Source organism: Clostridium acidisoli DSM 12555 (genome assembly GCF_900176305.1).
GTDB classification, from domain to species: Bacteria; Bacillota; Clostridia; order Clostridiales; family Clostridiaceae; genus Clostridium_I; species Clostridium_I acidisoli.
This window is the reverse complement of sequence record NZ_FWXH01000002.1, coordinates 226652-244791: the sequence shown is the minus strand read 5'-3', so window position 1 is coordinate 244791 and position 18140 is coordinate 226652. Positions and strand designations below refer to the sequence as shown.

At 32.1% G+C, this 18140-nt stretch carries 17 protein-coding genes; 15 read left to right on the top strand and 2 right to left on the bottom strand.

Going from position 1 to position 18140, the window contains the following annotated elements; genetic code table 11:
- The first annotated feature begins 41 nt into the window (after positions 1 to 41).
- The 12 genes from B8978_RS01205 (at position 42) to B8978_RS01150 (ending at position 15467) form a co-directional block, all read left to right on the top strand.
- On the top strand, positions 42 to 3152 hold the full coding sequence (locus tag B8978_RS01205; protein ID WP_084113455.1) for a phage tail protein: 3111 nt from the start codon (positions 42 to 44) through the stop codon (positions 3150 to 3152).
- Positions 3152 to 3874: a hypothetical protein gene (locus B8978_RS01200; protein ID WP_084113454.1), complete on the top strand. Its 723-nt coding sequence runs from the start codon at positions 3152 to 3154 to the stop codon at positions 3872 to 3874. The genes B8978_RS01205 and B8978_RS01200 overlap by 1 nt, the downstream gene beginning before the upstream one ends.
- 141 nt (positions 3875 to 4015) lie before the next feature.
- Entirely contained in the window at positions 4016 to 4555 is a 540-nt protein-coding gene (locus B8978_RS01195; RefSeq protein ID WP_176212566.1) for a flavodoxin family protein, read from the top strand.
- A 158-nt stretch (positions 4556 to 4713) separates the two neighbouring features.
- The gene (locus B8978_RS01190; protein ID WP_084113453.1) at positions 4714 to 5184 is read left to right on the top strand and encodes a hypothetical protein; all 471 of its coding nucleotides are present in this window, start codon (positions 4714 to 4716) and stop codon (positions 5182 to 5184) included.
- 13 nt (positions 5185 to 5197) lie between these two features.
- The gene (locus tag B8978_RS01185; protein WP_084113452.1) at positions 5198 to 6136 is read left to right on the top strand and encodes a phage baseplate protein; all 939 of its coding nucleotides are present in this window, start codon (positions 5198 to 5200) and stop codon (positions 6134 to 6136) included.
- Positions 6137 to 6147: 11 nt separating this feature from the next.
- Positions 6148 to 11676, top strand: a complete 5529-nt coding sequence (locus tag B8978_RS01180) for a phage tail spike protein (protein WP_084113451.1) — start codon at positions 6148 to 6150, stop codon at positions 11674 to 11676.
- A gap of 84 nt (positions 11677 to 11760) precedes the next feature.
- Entirely contained in the window at positions 11761 to 12027 is a 267-nt protein-coding gene (locus B8978_RS01175; RefSeq protein ID WP_084113450.1) for a hypothetical protein, read from the top strand.
- Between the two features lie 24 nt (positions 12028 to 12051).
- Positions 12052 to 12501: a putative ABC transporter permease gene (locus B8978_RS01170; protein WP_084113449.1), complete on the top strand. Its 450-nt coding sequence runs from the start codon at positions 12052 to 12054 to the stop codon at positions 12499 to 12501.
- Between the two features lie 151 nt (positions 12502 to 12652).
- Positions 12653 to 13711, top strand: a complete 1059-nt coding sequence (locus B8978_RS01165) for an Ig-like domain-containing protein (protein ID WP_084113448.1) — start codon at positions 12653 to 12655, stop codon at positions 13709 to 13711.
- 88 nt (positions 13712 to 13799) lie between these two features.
- Positions 13800 to 14024 (top strand): BhlA/UviB family holin-like peptide, encoded by a 225-nt coding sequence (locus B8978_RS01160; protein WP_084113447.1) that lies wholly within the window; start codon positions 13800 to 13802, stop codon positions 14022 to 14024.
- 11 nt (positions 14025 to 14035) lie between these two features.
- Entirely contained in the window at positions 14036 to 14992 is a 957-nt protein-coding gene (locus B8978_RS01155) for a peptidoglycan-binding protein (protein WP_084113446.1), read from the top strand.
- A 55-nt stretch (positions 14993 to 15047) separates the two neighbouring features.
- Positions 15048 to 15467 (top strand): hypothetical protein, encoded by a 420-nt coding sequence (locus B8978_RS01150; protein ID WP_084113445.1) that lies wholly within the window; start codon positions 15048 to 15050, stop codon positions 15465 to 15467.
- A gap of 306 nt (positions 15468 to 15773) precedes the next feature.
- Here B8978_RS01150 and B8978_RS01145 read toward each other — a convergent pair whose 3' ends face one another.
- The gene (locus tag B8978_RS01145) at positions 15774 to 16337 is read right to left on the bottom strand and encodes a hypothetical protein (protein WP_084113444.1); all 564 of its coding nucleotides are present in this window, start codon (positions 16335 to 16337) and stop codon (positions 15774 to 15776) included.
- Entirely contained in the window at positions 16255 to 16686 is a 432-nt protein-coding gene (locus tag B8978_RS01140; protein WP_084113443.1) for a helix-turn-helix domain-containing protein, read from the bottom strand. The genes B8978_RS01145 and B8978_RS01140 overlap by 83 nt, the downstream gene beginning before the upstream one ends.
- Before the next feature lie 336 nt (positions 16687 to 17022).
- On the opposite strand from B8978_RS01140, the gene B8978_RS19605 reads away from it, so the two are divergent.
- From B8978_RS19605 to B8978_RS01130, 3 genes are all read left to right on the top strand, one after another.
- Complete coding sequence (locus tag B8978_RS19605; protein ID WP_176212565.1) at positions 17023 to 17178, top strand: hypothetical protein; 156 nt, start codon at positions 17023 to 17025, stop codon at positions 17176 to 17178.
- Positions 17179 to 17467: 289 nt separating this feature from the next.
- Positions 17468 to 17743: a hypothetical protein gene (locus tag B8978_RS01135; protein ID WP_139795941.1), complete on the top strand. Its 276-nt coding sequence runs from the start codon at positions 17468 to 17470 to the stop codon at positions 17741 to 17743.
- Positions 17744 to 17770: 27 nt separating this feature from the next.
- Entirely contained in the window at positions 17771 to 18133 is a 363-nt protein-coding gene (locus tag B8978_RS01130; protein WP_084113441.1) for a hypothetical protein, read from the top strand.
- Positions 18134 to 18140: the final 7 nt, after the last annotated feature.

The following is an 18140-nucleotide window of genomic DNA, read 5'->3' as shown; positions in this document are numbered from 1 at the left end:
TGGTTCTTTTTTTATGCACTTTTTTAGAAGGGAGGTGCAATATGGCAGCAACGTTAGACCTTGGTGCATTAAGCTACACAATGAAAATTAAAAAAGATGGTAGTTGGAGTAGTGGATTTAGTGATGCTGAAGGCGACTTAAAAAATTATCAAGAAAAAGTGAAACAAGCAGATGAAATAAATAAGACTTTTGAAAGCTCAATGAAAGGTTTTGCAAGTTCTTTATCAGCTACAGGTACTAGTTTTGAAAACATAGATGCAAAACTTAAATTATGGTTTATGGATAATAAAGAAAGTGCTAGTGCTATTGATATAAATAATAAAGCAATTGATAGTAATAAAGCTAAAATGGCGGAGCTAGATGAACAATTGACTAAAGGAAATACTATTTTAAAAGAAACAAGTACTGTTTTTGGTGAAAGCTCAGAGCAATATAAGAAAGTTGAAAATAGTATTGTTGGATTAGAAATATCCTATAAAGAACTTGAAGAAGAAAATAGAAGGCTTGCAACGTCTAATAAGGAAATGGAAGGGTCAGCTAATCCAAGTTTCCTCGACAGGCTTAAATCTAGTGTCGCAGGTGTTGGAACAGGAACAGAAGAAGCAGCTGAAAAAGGTAAAAAATCAGGTGGAATACTCTCAAGTGCATTTAGTAGTGTAAAAAATGTAGTAATGAATACAGCAATTCCTATTATGGCAGGTATGGGACTACAATCTCTTATAGATAAAGCTACAGCAAGTCAGCAAGCTTTAGGACAGATGAATACTGTTCTAAACAGTACTCATGGAGCTGCTGGAATGACAAGGGATGCATTGCTTAATTTAGCTTCTAGTCAAGCACAGGTGACTACGTATTCTAAAGGTGCAAATGTAGCAACGGAAAATTTACTACTAACTTTTACAAACATAGGATCTAAAACATTTCCACAAGCATTAACAGCAGTAAATGATATGTCCACAGCGCTGGGACAAGACACAAAGGATAGTGCAATACAACTTGGTAAGGCTTTAAATGATCCAGTTAAAGGTATCACAGCATTATCTCGTGTAGGCGTGAGTTTTACTGATCAGCAGAAAAATCAAATAGCAGCAATGGAGAAAGCAGGCAATGTAGCAGGAGCACAAGGAGTTATTCTTCAGGAATTACAAAAGGAATTTGGTGGCAGTGCAGAAGCAGCAGGGAAAACATTTGGAGGACAACTTAGCATATTAAAGAATCAGCTGTTTAGTGTTGGTACTTCAATTATGAGCCAGCTAATGCCTCCTTTAACATCATTCATGGGAATGATAAATTCACACATGCCACAAATACAAAGTATTGTTAGTAGTGTTATAAATGGAATATCTACAACATTTAAGACCTTAGGACCTATAGTTTTAGGAATAGGACAGGATATTTTAAAAATTGCCACAAATATATTCCCTCAACTTAGTGGATCAAGTGGAAATTTAGGTAAAACTCTTTTAGATCTTGCCAAAGGAGGATTAACAACCGTAAAAGAAATTTTTGATTGGTTAGCACAACATGGAGAAGTTACGAAGGCCGCTATAATCGGCATAGGTAGTGCTATTGCAACGCTAAAAATAGCAAAAACAATACAAAGTACTGTTGATGGAGTTTCAAAATTAAAAAAGACCTTAACTTCATTGCAAGGTGGCGGAAATATAATAAAAGCTATATTTGGAGCAGGACCTGAGGCATTAGCATTTGCAGCTATTATTGTTGTAGTAGCTGGTGCGGCATACTTAATAATTAAAAATTGGGGATCAATAAGTAATTTCTTTAAAAACCTATGGAAAGATGTAACCAGCGTGACAAGCTCCGCATGGAATGGAATCAAGAGTTTCTTCTCAGGACTTTGGACTTGGATAAGTAACTTCTTTAAACAATGGGGAACTGTTATATTAGCAGTTATTGCACCATTTATTGGAGTACCATTGCTTATAATACAACATTGGTCACAAATAAAAGGTCAGTTATCTAACATTTGGAATGGATTAAAAGCTGTTGCAAGTAGTGCCTTTAATGGTATTAAATCGGCTATTATGACAGTAATAACACCGATTGTTAATAGTGTTATAAACTTATTTAATAAATTAAAGCCAGGACTAACCACCATCTTTAATGGTGTAAAAACTGTTATCAGTAGTATATGGCTCGGTATTAAAACAGTAATATTAGGACCTGTTCTATTAATACTGGACTTGGTAACTGGTAATTTTAGCAAATTAGCTAGTGATGCTCAGGGAATATTTAATAATTTAAAAGGGGCACTTAATGGTATATGGGGTGGCATAAAACAGGTATTTATAGGCACAGTTCAAGTCATAGGAACATTATTACAAACCTTGTGGTCTGGGATAGTAAATACAGCTCAATCTTTGTGGAATAACTTCACAAGCTTTATGAGTAACTTATGGACTAATATAAAAAATACAGCTATTAATGCATGGACTTCTTTAAAAAGTTCCGTAATTAACCTTGTGACTTCTATTGTACAAGGTGCTATAAATCTATGGAATTCATTAATAAGTTGGTTTGAAAATCTTCCTGGCCGTCTATATAATTTAGGTGTTTCAATGTTTAGTAGCATGAGGAATGGAGTATCTAGTGCAATAAGTACCATTGGTAGTGTTATAACTAATGGATTTAATTCAGCCATAAGTTTTTTAGAAGGTTTACCTGGCAAAGCTCTTACTTGGGGTAAAGATTTTATAGATGGACTTATAAAAGGAATAACTGGTAGTGTAGGAGCAATAGGTAATGCAGTAAGTGGAATTGGTGATACTATACGAAGCTTTTTACATTTTAGTGTTCCTGATGAAGGACCATTAACAGACTATGAAAGCTGGATGCCTGATTTTATGAAAGGTTTATCTCAGGGAATAGAGAAAAACAAACATTTAGTTACTAATGCAGTAAAGAACTTAGCTGGAGACGTAAAAGTTGGAATGAATCTTGCACCGGCTATAGCAGGCGTATCGAATAATATTGGAGAAAGTAATGAAACTACTAAAATTGATGGATCAAATGGATTAGCAATACATTTTAATGGTTCAGTAACTTTAAATGGGTACAAGGATGTTAAAAAATTTGCAAGAGACATATATAATGTTCAGCAAGATTACATTAACGGAAAAGGAGGTAACTAATGACTGCAAACTCTTACATCATATTTAATAATATTAATAGTCTTGATATAAAAGATATTATAATAACAGAGCTACCTCTTTTTGATACTCCTGCTAGACGTGTAACAAAGACACAAGTACCTGGACGAAGCGGAGACTTAAGAATCCTAGAGAATGATGAGTTTGGTCAAGATGTGTATGACAGTATAGAAAAAAACGTTAAAATGACATACCTTGGCACTAATTACGATCTAATAAAAAGATGGCTTAGAGGTACAAATAAGTTGTTTTTAAGTAATCAACCGGACAGATACTTCAAAGCTTCTGTAGATAATATAATACCTTTTGAAAAGATTATAAAAGCAATTAACAATTTTACAGTTACTTTTTCATGCTTCCCATATGCATACTTAAAAACTGGAGATATCCCAATCAGTTATACTCCAACAGAAACCACCTGGGAAACAATAATTATGAATGAATATGATTTATCACTGCCGCATCTTAAGATTTTTGGACAAGGTGATATTGGAGTAATGATAAATGGAGTTGAGACGGATTTTTATTCTGTAGATCATTATATTGAATGTGACAGTGAATTGCAGCAATGTTATAAAGAAAATCAAAACTTAGGCATGAATATGTCTGGAGAATTTCCTGTGTTATATCCTGGTGAAAATGTAATTGAGTTCACTGGAAATATTAATCAAGTAATTTTAACTCCAAGATGGAGAACTTCATAATAAAATTCAAAATAATAGTAAATTAGCCATTAATAATATGGTATAATTTTTATAAAATTTAAATCGCTATGGTATAATTATGCGAAGTAATAGTGTTTATTTAACTAAAAAGTTAAATAGTAATTTGTAGAGGTGAATAGTGTGAAAGTATTAGTAATGAATTGTAGTCCAGTGAGAAATGGAGCAACTGCTGAAATAGTAAATATAGTCTTTGATTGTTTGAAAGTAAGATATGATGTAAGAAGTATATGTATTGACGATTTTGATATTCGTTTTTGTAAAGGATGTAGAACCTGTCATAATACTTCAAAATGTATTCAGCATGATGATATTGATAAGATAATTGAACAATATGAATGGGCAGATATTATTATATCAGTATCACCTTCTTATTGGGCAGATATTCCAGGACAATTTAAGGTTTTCATTGATAGGTGTACACCATGGTGTAACACACATGAACCACATGCAACTATAAGTAGTGGAAAGAAAGGATATTCAATAGCATTAAGAACAGGCCCAAATATGAAGGAATGTAATCGCATTATTGAAAGTATAGAGCATTTTTATGGACATATGGAAATTGAATGCTGTGATAGATTGGGTTTATGTTCAGTGGAATATAAAGAAGCAGTGGAACAAAGAAAAAATGAAATTATAGAATTTTGTAATAAAATATAGATAAATTTCAATTTATCTTTTAGTTAGTTCGCAATCTTCTTATTATACGAAACAATTATAAAAATTATATCTAAGTAAAACAATTGAACAATATATAAAGTTAAGAGCCAAATCAAAGGCTCTTTTTTAATGCAAAAAATAAAAGTGGAGGAATTGAAATGAATAAAGAAGATGTAATAAAACTATACAATGCTATAGAAAATGAAAAGACTAAAGGTAGTGTAAAATTTAGATATGCACTACTTAAAAATCAAAATCTTATAAAACATGAGATAGAAGCATTTACGGAAATAGAAACTGGCATGGAAAAAATAATCGAACCTTTGAATAAAGAAAGAGGAGAACTGATTAAAGAGATAGGCTCACTAAATGAAGCAACAAACGAATATACTATCAAACCCGAAGAAACAGAAAAAATTAATGAATTTACTGAGAAATTTAATGCAATACAAGAAAAATATAAGACTTCAATAACTGAGTACAATAGGAGCTATGCTGAATATAAAGAAATGTTAAAAGAAGATTTAGAAGCTCCTTTGAAACTATATGAAGTTAAGATTGAAAATTGTCCTGAAGATTTAGGCACTGAAAGCCTTGAAACGTTTATGAAATGTGAAATTATAAAATAGGGAGGTTAGTTATATGTTTGATGGATTTTATCCTTTGAATTTAGAAGTAAATAAAGCATTAGTAGATCTTCCTGATGCTAAAACAAGTGACCATAAATCAAGAGGACTAGATATAACAAGGACTTTAAATGGAGTGGTACAAAATACTGCAGGTCAAGTAATAATGTTAAATGCAAAAACTCCGGATGGAAGAAGTGTTTGTGCATTAGCAGATGTACAAGATACAAATGTAGGACATTATTTATTAACTTATCCAACGGCTATGATGACCGTTGCTGGAGAAGTTCAAGTTGAATTAACAATAGTTGATACCACAGGAACAATAAGTACAAATACAGGAACTGTAAATATAGTTCAAGCTGTTGCAAACTATGGTGATGTAGAAGATGATTCTAACTTTCCTGCATTATTGCAAGCTATGCAACAGTTACAAACCATGCAAGCACAAATAACAACAATGCAAGCTTCAATTAGTGCTTTAGAGCATTTTGAAACTGGTGCAATTATAATGTCTGCTACACCTTTAAATTCCACTTATTGGCTACCTTTAGATGGAAGAGCAACAACGGGATATAGTGGTTTAGCTGCAATATATGGTGCAAATTTGCCTAATGCAAGTGGAAGATTTCCAGTTCAAATTGATACAACTCAAACAGAATTTAATACACTTGGTAAAACAGGTGGAGAGAAAACACATGTACTATCTACAGCTGAAATGCCTAGTCATAATCACCCTAATAGGTTCTATAGAAGTTGTGATGAAAACAATGGGCACTATTCCGCATATCCCCAGGGGTGGCCTGGGTATGGTGGTTTTGCGGATAGAGTTATGGTATGGATAAATCAAGGAGAAACTGGTAACCAAAACTTTATTGACAATGCAGGTGGTGGACAAGCACATAATACATTACCACCATACATTGTACTTGGAAAATGGTATGTGCATATTTAGGTGGTGATTAAATGATAGTATTATATGATAAATTTAAGACTAGTGATTTTGATAGAAATGATTTAGTTCTTAGAAATGCAACTAAATGTGAAGTCACATGGGAGAAAAATGGGCAGTTTCAAATTGATTTAGTGTATCTAATTATACCTGGAGATACCGCATGGCAAAGCATAGTTAAAGGTGCTATTGTAAAATGTCCAGTACCTCATATGCAAGATCAACTGTTTAGACTTAATACTCCTACGAAGAAAATGGACGAAAATGGCACATACTTTTATGTTGAAGCTACAGGCTACCACATAACTTATGATTTAGCAGCAAACTTTCTGGAAGATGTTAGACCTACAGGAAAAACAGGGATTGAAGCAGGAGAGTATATACTTGAAAATACACAATATTCACATCCCTTTAATTGGACAAGTGATATTGATACAGTAGGCACAGCTTATTATGTAAGGCAGAACCCTATAGATGCTCTGATAGGCGACAAGGATAATGCCTATAAAAATGTATGGGGCGGAGAACTTGTAAGAGATAATTTTACTATAGGTATGTTTAATCAAGCTGGAGAAAATAGAGGAGTAACTATAAGGTACTCTAAAAATCTAACTGGTTTTGAACAATCCGCAGATGACAGCAATATGATTACTAGAGCAATGCCTTATATTACGGATGACAGTAATTCAACAGATGATTCAACAACAAGTACTGATAGCAGTATAACTCCAGTAATAGCTTTACCTGAAAGGTTTATAGATAGTCCTAAAATCAATGATTATGCAAACATATATGTAAAGGATGTTGAAGTTACACTAACAGATGCCCAAAAAACTTTAAATACTGACCAAAAGTATCAAGTCATGAGGGACTATGTAAATAATCTATATGCTAATTCAAATGTAGATGTGCCAGTGTATAGTTATTCTGTTAATTTTCTTGAACTATGCAAAACAGAAGAATATAAGGACTATGCAGTGCTTGAAGAAGTACATCCCTATGATTTTGTAGTAATTAAAGCATTGGATATAGATGTAATTGCTGAACTGGTAGGCTATACTTATGATTCCATAACTAAATTATATGAAGAAGTTACTCTCGGAAATGTAAGAAATGATATTATACGAAGTAATCAAAAATCACTCTTCCAAATATCTCAGCAAAACCAAAATAATATAAAGATACTACAAGCACAAATGGGGGATATACCTGGAACTATTTTAAATGTTGCAACTTCAACCACAAGTGGTGGAAATAACCTATTTGATCATGCAGTTGCTGAGGATAAATATTTAAGCGAATGGATAACTGCAGGTGCTACTGTAGTGGAAGATGATAGTTTACATGATGCTGACAAGGTGTGGAAATTACCACCTAATACAAGCTTAAGTAAATCTGATGTTTTGGTTAATCCAAATAATTATAAAAATCAACAGCTCATGTTTAGCTTACAGGCTAAATATAATGGGTTAACAATTACAGATAATGGTCAATACAATGTACCTAACCAGACTAATGCCTTACTTGGTGCACTGGACGCTGTTATAAAAAGATGTTTAGTTGATACAACAGGAACAACCTGGACTTTCAACAATAGCAATACAGGACTTATCTCAGAGAGAATTGGAGTAACTGCTGGAACTGCAATAACAATAAACAATACACAGGGTTACCCATATACTATACATGCCTGGGATAATAAAAATAACCAACTAGCAGATTTCACTACTGGACCTATACCAACTAATGTGTTTCAGATATCTGTAGAAATTTTACAATCTATATCACCATTATCTCTTACTGGGTTCAGTATATTTGAAACTAACTCATATACTGCACAAGCTGTCAGCTTTTTGTATGCAAATAAGACTGATTGTGATTGGCAAGTGCAAGAGCAAAATTTTCAACTTATGACTGAGCACCCAAGTGACATAATTGAACAGATAAACTTTAGAGCTAGTAATGGGGATGCAAATGGAACAGCTTATATAGCTGCATTTATGATAAATACTGGTGCTGTAAGAAGTGATTTTAGTCAAAGTAGTAATGATACTGTTGAGACGTTGAGGGCACATCAAATTGTAGCTGACTATATTCAAGCAAAGAAAGCTGATATTGATGACTTACATGCTACTAATGCAACTGTACAGAATTTAAGCGCTACCTATGCAACTATAACAAACTTAAATGCCACTAATGAAACTGTTCAAAACCTAACTGCTAATGTTGGTAAATTTGCAGATTTAACAACAGGCACACTAAAAGCAGGAATAATCACAGCGGATAGTGCAATAATTGCAAATGGAGCGATTGGTAATGCACAAATTGCCAATGCTGCTATTCAAACTGCTAATATAGCTTTAGGGGCTATAACTACTGCGCTAATTGGGACAGGGGCAGTTGGAACAGAGCAAGTAGCAAACGAAAGCATTACGGATGGAAAAATAGTAACTCTTACAGCAAATAAGCTAACAGCAGGAACAATAGATGCAAGCTACATTACAGTTACTAATTTAGATTGTGCTAATTTAACTGTAGGAACAATTAATGGTCAACAGATAGCTCCAGGGGCAATCACAGCCACACAATTAGCTAATGGTGCAGTTGGTACATCTCAGCTAACTACCACCATCAATAATACAATAAACAATGCTGTATCTAACGCAAGTACAGCTTTAACTAATGCACAAACTGCTCTAACCACTGCAAATGGAAAGAATAAAACATTTTATGGATCAACCACTCCAACAGGTATGATATCAGGAGATTTATGGATGAAGCCTGTTACTGGTGGAATAAGCCCCGAACAATATAATGGTTCAGCTTGGGTAAGCGTTACAGATGTAGCAACTACAAATGCTGCAAGTGCTGCAAGTACAGCTCAAACTGCTGCAACAAATGCTGCTACAGCTGCAAGTAATGCTCAAAGTAGTGTTAATAACCTACAAATTGGGGGAACTAACTTAGTACCTAATGGTCATGCAGATTTTGGCACAACTCATTGGAGTGCAGATGGAACAGCAGAAGATCCTATAAGAGGAAATGTATTTTCTAAAAATAACTCAGCTACTACTGAAAATTATTTAATGAGTGTACCATTTAAAGTATTACCAAATACTATGTACACTGTTCAAGCTGTTATTGGGATAGATGCAAATGCCACAAATATAAATTTTTATGTATTAGGAAGTAAAGTATATCATTCTGATGGCACATATGATTATGTAAATGGTGATTTTGCACCAAACGCAGCACCTAATACTAGCTATACTAAATATACTGGCACATTTACAACAGCATCAGACCAAACTTATGCTTTTATAAGAATAGACCATAATGGCTCTAAAACAAGTGGAATACTCTCAACTCTATGGGCTACTGCAATACAACTGGAACAAGGCAATAAAGCTACTGATTGGACACCATCATTAGCAGATACACAAGATGCTGGGTATTTAACGACAGGCACACTTTCAGCTGATAGAATTGCAGCAAATACTATTACAGGAAATAAAATAGCAGGAAATACCATACTTGCTTCAAATTTGGTAGCAGGAACCCTTACATCCACAAGTGGTGTGTTTGGGACTATAGATGCTAGTATTCTAAACACAGGAACTTTAAATGCAAACAGAATAGCAGGTGGAAGTATAGATGCAACTAAACTTGTAACAGGATGTATTACAAGTGCTAGTGGGGTTGTTGGTGCTTTAGACGCTGGAACAATAACAACTGGTACGTTAAATGCCAATAGAATAGCAAGTAGTAGCATTACTGTGGATAAATTATTTATTGGTGATGGTGCAAATCTAGCAGCAGTTAATGAAATGACTGGAGCAATTGCAAGTGCCAATCAATATTCAAGTAATATCATTAGTGGGGGATACATCACTAGGTCGGATAATTCGACTGGCTACTTAATGATAACTAATAAAACTGCTCTAGCGTTTTCACCAAATGACCAACTGTACTTTGAGTTTCTAGCTGTTAGTGATGTAAGTGTAAACTGTAATTTTACTGTGTGGGTTTATGATACCAGTGGTGCATACCTTATGGAAACAGATTCTGCCTATTTTAATATTGGTACAACAGAAAGTAAGGTAACAGGGTATATAACTACACCAAATTATAACCCATCTACTGCTGGTCAGTTTGTTGCAGGAATTAACAATATTGCAGGTAAAAATATAAAAATACGGAAAGTATTTCTAAGACATGTTACTCCAGGTGTTCTTATACAAGATGGGGCAATAACAGCAAGTAAAATAACAGCAAGTACAATCACTGGAGATAGAATAGCAGGTTCAACTATTACAGCAGGTAATATACTAGCTAATACTATAACAGCAAATCAAATAGCAGGACAAACTATAACGGCAACACAGCTTGCAAGTAGAACAATAACGGCAGATAAAATTGTTGCTAACGCAATAACTGCCAATGAAATAGCCGCACAAACTATAACTGGTAATAAAATATCAGCAAACACCATAGTAGCGGGTAATATACAAGCGAATACCATTACATCTACACAAATAGCATCAAATACTATTACAGCAGGTAATTTACTATCAGGTACTATTACTGCAACAAGTGCATGTATTGGAAGTCTAAATGCCACTTGGTTAACTACAGGTACTTTAAATGCAAGTCTGGTAAATGTTACTAACATAAATGCAAGTAATATAACAACTGGGCAATTATCTGCTAATCATATTAGTGGTGGAACATTAACATTAGGTGGTTCTGGGAACGGTAATGGGTTGTCTCTTGTAAAAAATGCATCAAATCAAGAAGTGGTAAGGCTTGATGCAAATGGATTAACAATTACGTTACAACAGGTTAGTGGTGGATTATTAGCAAATGCTTTTAATATTAAAGCCTATGATGGCACATCACTAATGAATATAGATGGAGATGGACAACTCATATATCATGGAGTTATTGAAGTAACTAGTGGTACTGATAACCTAACATTTGATAGCAGAAACTTGTATTTCGATAATGATACTTTGAACATGGGTATAGGCACAGGTGATGGATCTGACTGGAATACCTACAATGCCTATATACAATGCTGGGATGGACTAGCCTTTGGAAGTCAAGCTCCATATGATGGAACAACTGCCTTTAAACCAAAAATATTGTTTAATTGTAGGTCTGGAAATATTGATACTTGGGGACATTTACAAGTTGCAGGTACAAAAAATAGAGTAGTAAAGACTAGTTCTCATGGAACTAGGGCATTGTCTGCCTATGAAACAGCAGAGTGTTACTTTGGAGATATAGGAAGAAATAAACTTGTAGATGGACAATGCATTATTAACATAGACCCTATATTTATGGAAACATCAAATACAAATAGCCAATATGAAATTAAGACTTGGGCCTATGGAAATGGTATGGTATGGGTAGAAACAAGTGATATGTATCCAGCATATTTTATAGTGCATGGAACTACAGACATAGAATTTGGCTATGAAATAATAGCCAAACAACTAGGATATGAGAGTGACAGGTTAGAAATAGTTAATAACATGTAAAATATAGCAATTACAAAATCAAGCATCCTAAAAACAGGGTGCTTTTTTAATATAAAAAAATTCATATAAAGGAAGGATGTAAAAATGATGATTAATGAAACTACAAATTTATCAGCAAGTATAACTTTAAAGGATGCTACAGGTGCAGATGTAACCGTAGCCTATGTATCAACGTCGCTAGATGGGGGAACTCAAAACTTTAATATAGCACTAAGCGTACAAAATAAAACTCTACTAGATACAGTAGGAGCTACAAACATAGCGGGAGAAACAGCAGCTCAACAGTATACAGAATTTGAGACAGCAGTAAAAAGCAGAGCTAAAGAACTTGGCTATGTTATTTTTGCATAAACTAGAAATTTAGGAGTTGATACTATGAAAAAGCAGATATATAAAGATTTAATACTAATATTTATCATGGGCGCTCTTTATATGGTTCTTGAAGGTTTATGGCGTGGCTGGGCACATATCAGTATGTTAGTAGTTGGAGGTTTAAGTGCTTTCCTTATTGGAAGATTAAACGAACATCCAGCCTTCTATGATAAAAAGATGTGGCAGGAATGTCTTATAGGTACCGTAATAATCCTTGTATTAGAATTTACAAGTGGAATGATATTAAATGTTTGGCTGCATTTAGATATATGGGATTATTCAAATACTTGGGGAAATTTATATGGCCAAGTATGTATTCCTTATGCTGTTCTGTGGTTTTTACTAGTTCCACTTAATGTATATGTGGATGATTATTTAAGATATAAATTATTTGGAGAAAATAAACCTGTAGGAATACTGCAAAATTATAAGGATTTAATTACACTGAAATGAAGAACTAAGTTTAATTAATTAATATTCAACATATACCTTATAAAGTAATATATGTCGATATTTAAGGCAATTTATGTTATGAAAAATATTGTAATAATATGTAGAATGGTGCTACCCTTTATATGAGATTAATTATACAAGGGGGATCAATATGAAAAAGTTAAGAACAAATTGGAAGAAAATATTTGGATTAATATGTTGTGTATTTTTGTTAACTGGAATTTTGGTTAGTACAAATGGGATTAAGGAAGTTAAGGCAGCTACATTGGGTCAATCATTGACTGCTCCAGAGTCAGGATGGCAGAGGATTGATAATACAGACAACAAGATAGTTTATAAAGGAACATGGATTAATAATAATGCCTCTGGAGAGTATGATAACACAGATTCAGCTACGTTAACTACAGATGATTCATTAACTTTTAAATTCAGTGGAAGTAAAATTAGGCTAATTGCACTTATGGCTAATAATAGAAATAACGATATAAGCATTAGCATTGATGGAACTGAATATTCTTTTTCAGAATATAGTGGAAATGCTCCTGTAAGTCCTTCGTTCCAATCATTGGTATTTGAAAAATTAGATTTAACAACAGGAATACACACCGTTTTAATAACCAATACATCATCAAGTGGAGGCAATGGGCAAAAAGCAATTGATTTGGATGCCATAGATATAGATTCAACGGGCGAGTTAATTGATTCATCAGCAACACTAGCAACAGGAATATCATTAGATAAAACATCATTAGATATGAAAACAGGAGATACGAGTAATTTAACAGCAACAGTAGCACCAGATAATGCAACAAATAAAACTGTAAAATGGACTTCAAGTGATCCAAGTATAGTAACAGTAGATGATAATGGTAAAGTTACAGCAGTAAAAGAAGGTTCTGCGACAATTACAGCAACTACACAAGATGGAAGTAATAAAACTGCAACTTGTACTGTAAATGTTAAAAATCCCGCTGATGGAAATGCATTGTTAACGGTAACCATGACAGATGGACAACAAAGATCATATGATATAACTATGAGCCAAGTTAATGACTTTATAACATGGTATAACAACAGAGCAGGTGGACAAGGTGGCTTTACTTATTCATTTAATAAAACTCCAAGTTCAGCAGCATATACAAAGAGAACTGAGTATTTAATATATGACAAAATATCAAATTATGATGTTGATGAATACAAAGCAAATTAAATAAAAGTATTGTATAAAAATAATATATAGGCAGAAGGATTTAGATTAATTTCTAAGTCCTTTTTTAATACAACTTAGGAGGTGCACTGTGGAAAATGAAGTCTTAAAAATGGCAATGCAACAAGGAATGTGGGCGGTACTGTTTGTAGTACTGCTTTTTTACGTTCTTAAGGAACAGGAAAAGAGAGATAAAAAAGCGGAGGAAAGGGAGGGAAAATACCAGGAGATTATTAATAAACTTACTGACAAATTCAGTATTTTAGAAGATGTTAAAAAAGATATTGAAGAAGTAAAAATAAAAATATTTAAATAGGAGGCTTACAAATGAAAGGTATAGATATTTATAGTGAAACAAATATAACAGATTGGAACGCAGTTAAGGCAAGCGGTGTTGAGGTTGTTTATATTAAGCTTACGGATGGATTAACTTATAATAATCCAAAAGTAGAGGAACAGTACAAGGCAGCTAAAGCAGTAGGTCTTAAAGTAGGTGGATATCACTTTGGAGAAAAGAACGCTCCTCAAGCAGAATATGAACATTTTAAAAGTATCTTAGATAAATATGACTGGGATCTCAAACCAGTACTAGATTATGAGGTTGGCATTCCAGACATGAATTTTGTAACTCAGTTTATGGCTCAAAATCCTAATTTATTGCTTTATGCTTCACACAACGTAGCAGATAAATGCGGCCTACCTAAAAATAAAATATGGGTAGCAGAACCCAATACTAATCCAACGTCTACAGGAGAATATGCAGGAATTCAGTATGCATGGACAGGCCGAGTTAATGGACTTCAAGGTGATGCAGATGTAGATTTATTTTCAGATTTAATTTTAGCTGGTAGTGCTTCCATAGTAGCAAAAGTTCAAGCTACTGGACCAGTGCAAAGTGGTGATCCAACTGTAAGGATAATTCAGCAGCAGTTAAATACTTTGCTTAAAAAGGGACTAGCAGTTGATAGTATAAATGGTCCTGCAACAATAGCAGCAATAAAAGAATTTCAAGGAATAATGGGACTTGTACCAGATGGCATTTGGGGTCCAAAGACAGCAGGAGCAGTAGGACAAATCTATAGTAGGCCTACTGATGGTGTTACTTATGCACATATGGAATATGCAACTAGGTATATTCAGTTTAGGTGCGGTGGATCTATTGACGGCACTTTTGGAAATCAGACTAAGATTAATGTTCAAAACTGGCAGGCAAAACATAGTTTGAGTGCTGATGGTGTGGTTGGTGCTGCCACATGGGAAAAATTACTTGATGAAAATGTATAGAGCTTAGAAAATCTAGGTTCTTTTTTAATTTAAAAAATATTGGAGGAATGAAAAAATGTTAAATCAATCAACACAAATATTAATAAATGAAATAGTAATACCAGTAGTAGGTGCTGGAGTAATAACTATTCTTGCGCTAGTAAGAAATGAAATAAAAGCTTTTTTAAATGCACATAAAGCATTTATAGAAAAGCAAGAAGTAGTATTGCAAGCTTCTATAGGAATAGAACAATATAATAAAGATAAGCAAATAGTTAAAGATGCAGTTTATGCAGCAGAGCAACTTGGCAAGGAATTTGATTGGAGAGGTGAACTTAAGCATAGTAAAGTGTTAGAAATGATAGAAGGAAAGACAGGGTTAAGTGATGAGGAAATTTATAATGTAATTAAATCTACAATTTTAGAAGTCAATGGTTTAGAAGATTTCAATATTGGTACAAAACAAGTAGCAGGAGTACAATCTACTAATAAATAGTTGAATTTTATTAATATGTTTTTTTAAAATAAAAAGTTCCATGGGAGATAGATCCTTTGGAACTTTATTAAAATGTAAATAAGAATCATGCAATAACTCAACTAAATATTTTTATGTAAAATAATAAATAGGTAAAGTTTAAGATAACGTTACCATGTATTACCAAGGATAATATGGTTTAGCAGCTATGAAAACTTGGTGATTAGAGTATACTGTCATTAAAAATAAGACACTTATTAATAACAATACACATAATACTTTATGTTTATTGAAAAACATATTTATCACGTCCTTTATTATAATATATCATATAAATTTTTCGCCAAAACTAATTAATTCTCTAGTACTCTCAATATTCCCAATTTTCAAATATAAATCTATTAGTTTATATATAAGTTTGTTATCTGTTTTTTCTTGTTTTGAAATAAGTATAGATACCTCATTTTTTATATTAGTAATTTTTTGTAGATTATTAGTAAATGTATATATATAAATTAATTCAGAAAAAAAATATTGTGCTTGTTTTTTAGCCAATGATAATGAGGTTAAAAGACATTTTTCGGATTTATTAAAATATTTAAAACACTTAAATATTTTACCTAATTCAAAATATAATCCTGCTAGATATTTATTTTCTTCATTAATATTAATCATATTATTAAGTATTATATTTAGATATTGTTTTGATTTATCGTATTCTTTAAGTTCTATATAAATTTCAGTTGCATTTATTAGAGTTATTATATACTTTTCATAATCTTTTTTATCTATACAACTTAATATTCTATCATATATATCTAAACTTTTTTGATATTCTTTTAAGTATTGAAAACAAACAGCTTTTTGTCCTATTAAGTAAGAATTCAACATATGTAAGAGTTTCCTTATTAATATCTCCGTAAGAATTTATCCAACCTAGATTTTTCATTCCAAGTAATATGTATTCTTTTATATTGTTAGGTTTATTATTTTCTCGTTTGTCTAAGTAGCCAGCATAAATTAATAACTGTTCATTATTAAGATTTAATCCAGTAGCTAATTTGACAATAGTATCTGCATCTAAGTTCCGTATGCCTCCTTTCTCAATTCTTGAAATTGTAGTGTTGCTAAGATTACTTAATTCTGAAAGTTTCCTTTGAGAATATCCTCTAAGTTCACGTATTCTTTTTATATATTCTCCGAAAGTTTCGGGTGGTAGCTTAATTAAATTATTATTCATATTAATTACCTCTAAAATATATTTTGTTAAAGTATATCATAATTTAGTTATAATAATTAAATATGATATACTTATTACAAGTTATGTATTGTTATAATAATAATATGTATTTAAGTTTGAAAAAGGAATTGATAATGTTAATGAATTTTAATTAATACATTTCTGCATAAAAATTATGAGGTTAGTGTTATTAAAAGAATTAAAAGTGCATTTCAAAAGGATAATAGTATTAAATTTAAGTGTACAAGTTATATAGATGACTTGTATATAAGTGTTAATATGTAAAATTTAATTTTTTTCTGGGAAATTAAAATAATTGTTAGTGAGGGTGATTATTTGAATAAATTTGAGACTATAATTGTAATACTTACTTCTATTATTGGCGTTATATGTACAGTTGGAAATTTTTCATTTAATTTTGGAAGATGGTTTCTAATTAAAAGAATTAACTTTACTATAGAAAATATGATAAAAAGGGGACAACTATTATAAGTTTATTTTTTATTGAATATATAGCTTTATTAGTAATAAGTGTGTTAGTACCAAATTCTAATAATAACATAAATGCAGGTATGGATATATCGACATATATTATGATGAGCTTAATATTTATATCGGTAATTTTATTTTTTGTTAGTATGATAATATTTATTAATAAGGTTAATAAATTTGTTAAAATAATAAATTTTAATAAGGGGAAATAAAATTTAATACTCCAAATTTGTGGGTTAAATATGCTATTGAAAAAGGTGAAGGGCGCGGAGACATGTTAGAGGGGACAATGGCAACATTTAATGTGTTTGACGTTGAACATGTAATGAAATTAAACAAAAAATATGAAAATTATTCACACCTAATACGGTTAAGAATCGGGGAACATATTTATTTAAAGAAAGCTCGAGATATGGAATTACCATGTTTTTGCTTTTATATATTAAAACAAAGTATGCTTCCTTGTCAAAATAAAGAAGGTAAATGTGAATTAACAACAACTATACCATCAGCATATTTTAGAGATTTTATGGATAATTTAGATGCTCATGATGTAGAAAAATAAGATGAAGATGATAAAACAGCTATTATTATGATTAAAAATTATAATGAGTTTGAACGAAGACTTATAAAAGGACTTATGAAGCTTGGATTAAAAATAAAAGAAATAATTATTACTAGTGTTAAATATATTGATTTTGAGAAATTTGGACAATATGGATGGTGGGATTTTGGTCAGAGTTCACCTATGGAGTTAGCTATTAAAGATGAAAAGCGATTTAAATTTCAAAGTGAGGCAAAGATAATAATAAATACAGACAATATAAGAATTAGAAAAATTTTAGAAAATCCAATCAAAATTGCTCCTTTAAAAGACATTGTATCAGTCTGCAATAATTATTTTGATGAAGGAATGTTAATAAAAATTCATGCGGAAATAAAAAAAGCAAATTAGGTTAGGA

Bases quoted from the DNA above. Each gene is read 5' to 3' on its own strand.
- B8978_RS01185 (WP_084113452.1), top strand. From the start codon at position 5,198: ATGTTTGATGGATTTTATCCTTTGAATTTAGAAGTAAATAAAGCATTA.
- B8978_RS01150 (WP_084113445.1), top strand. From the start codon at position 15,048: ATGTTAAATCAATCAACACAAATATTAATAAATGAAATAGTAATACCA.
- B8978_RS01155 (WP_084113446.1), top strand. From the start codon at position 14,036: ATGAAAGGTATAGATATTTATAGTGAAACAAATATAACAGATTGGAAC.
- B8978_RS01130 (WP_084113441.1), top strand. From the start codon at position 17,771: ATGATTAAAAATTATAATGAGTTTGAACGAAGACTTATAAAAGGACTT.
- B8978_RS01200 (WP_084113454.1), top strand. From the start codon at position 3,152: ATGACTGCAAACTCTTACATCATATTTAATAATATTAATAGTCTTGAT.
- B8978_RS01205 (WP_084113455.1), top strand. From the start codon at position 42: ATGGCAGCAACGTTAGACCTTGGTGCATTAAGCTACACAATGAAAATT.
- B8978_RS01170 (WP_084113449.1), top strand. From the start codon at position 12,052: ATGAAAAAGCAGATATATAAAGATTTAATACTAATATTTATCATGGGC.
- B8978_RS01190 (WP_084113453.1), top strand. From the start codon at position 4,714: ATGAATAAAGAAGATGTAATAAAACTATACAATGCTATAGAAAATGAA.
- B8978_RS01165 (WP_084113448.1), top strand. From the start codon at position 12,653: ATGAAAAAGTTAAGAACAAATTGGAAGAAAATATTTGGATTAATATGT.
- B8978_RS01140 (WP_084113443.1), bottom strand. From the start codon at position 16,686: ATGAATAATAATTTAATTAAGCTACCACCCGAAACTTTCGGAGAATAT.
- B8978_RS01145 (WP_084113444.1), bottom strand. From the start codon at position 16,337: ATGTTGAATTCTTACTTAATAGGACAAAAAGCTGTTTGTTTTCAATAC.
- B8978_RS01135 (WP_139795941.1), top strand. From the start codon at position 17,468: ATGGCAACATTTAATGTGTTTGACGTTGAACATGTAATGAAATTAAAC.
- B8978_RS01180 (WP_084113451.1), top strand. From the start codon at position 6,148: ATGATAGTATTATATGATAAATTTAAGACTAGTGATTTTGATAGAAAT.
- B8978_RS01175 (WP_084113450.1), top strand. From the start codon at position 11,761: ATGATGATTAATGAAACTACAAATTTATCAGCAAGTATAACTTTAAAG.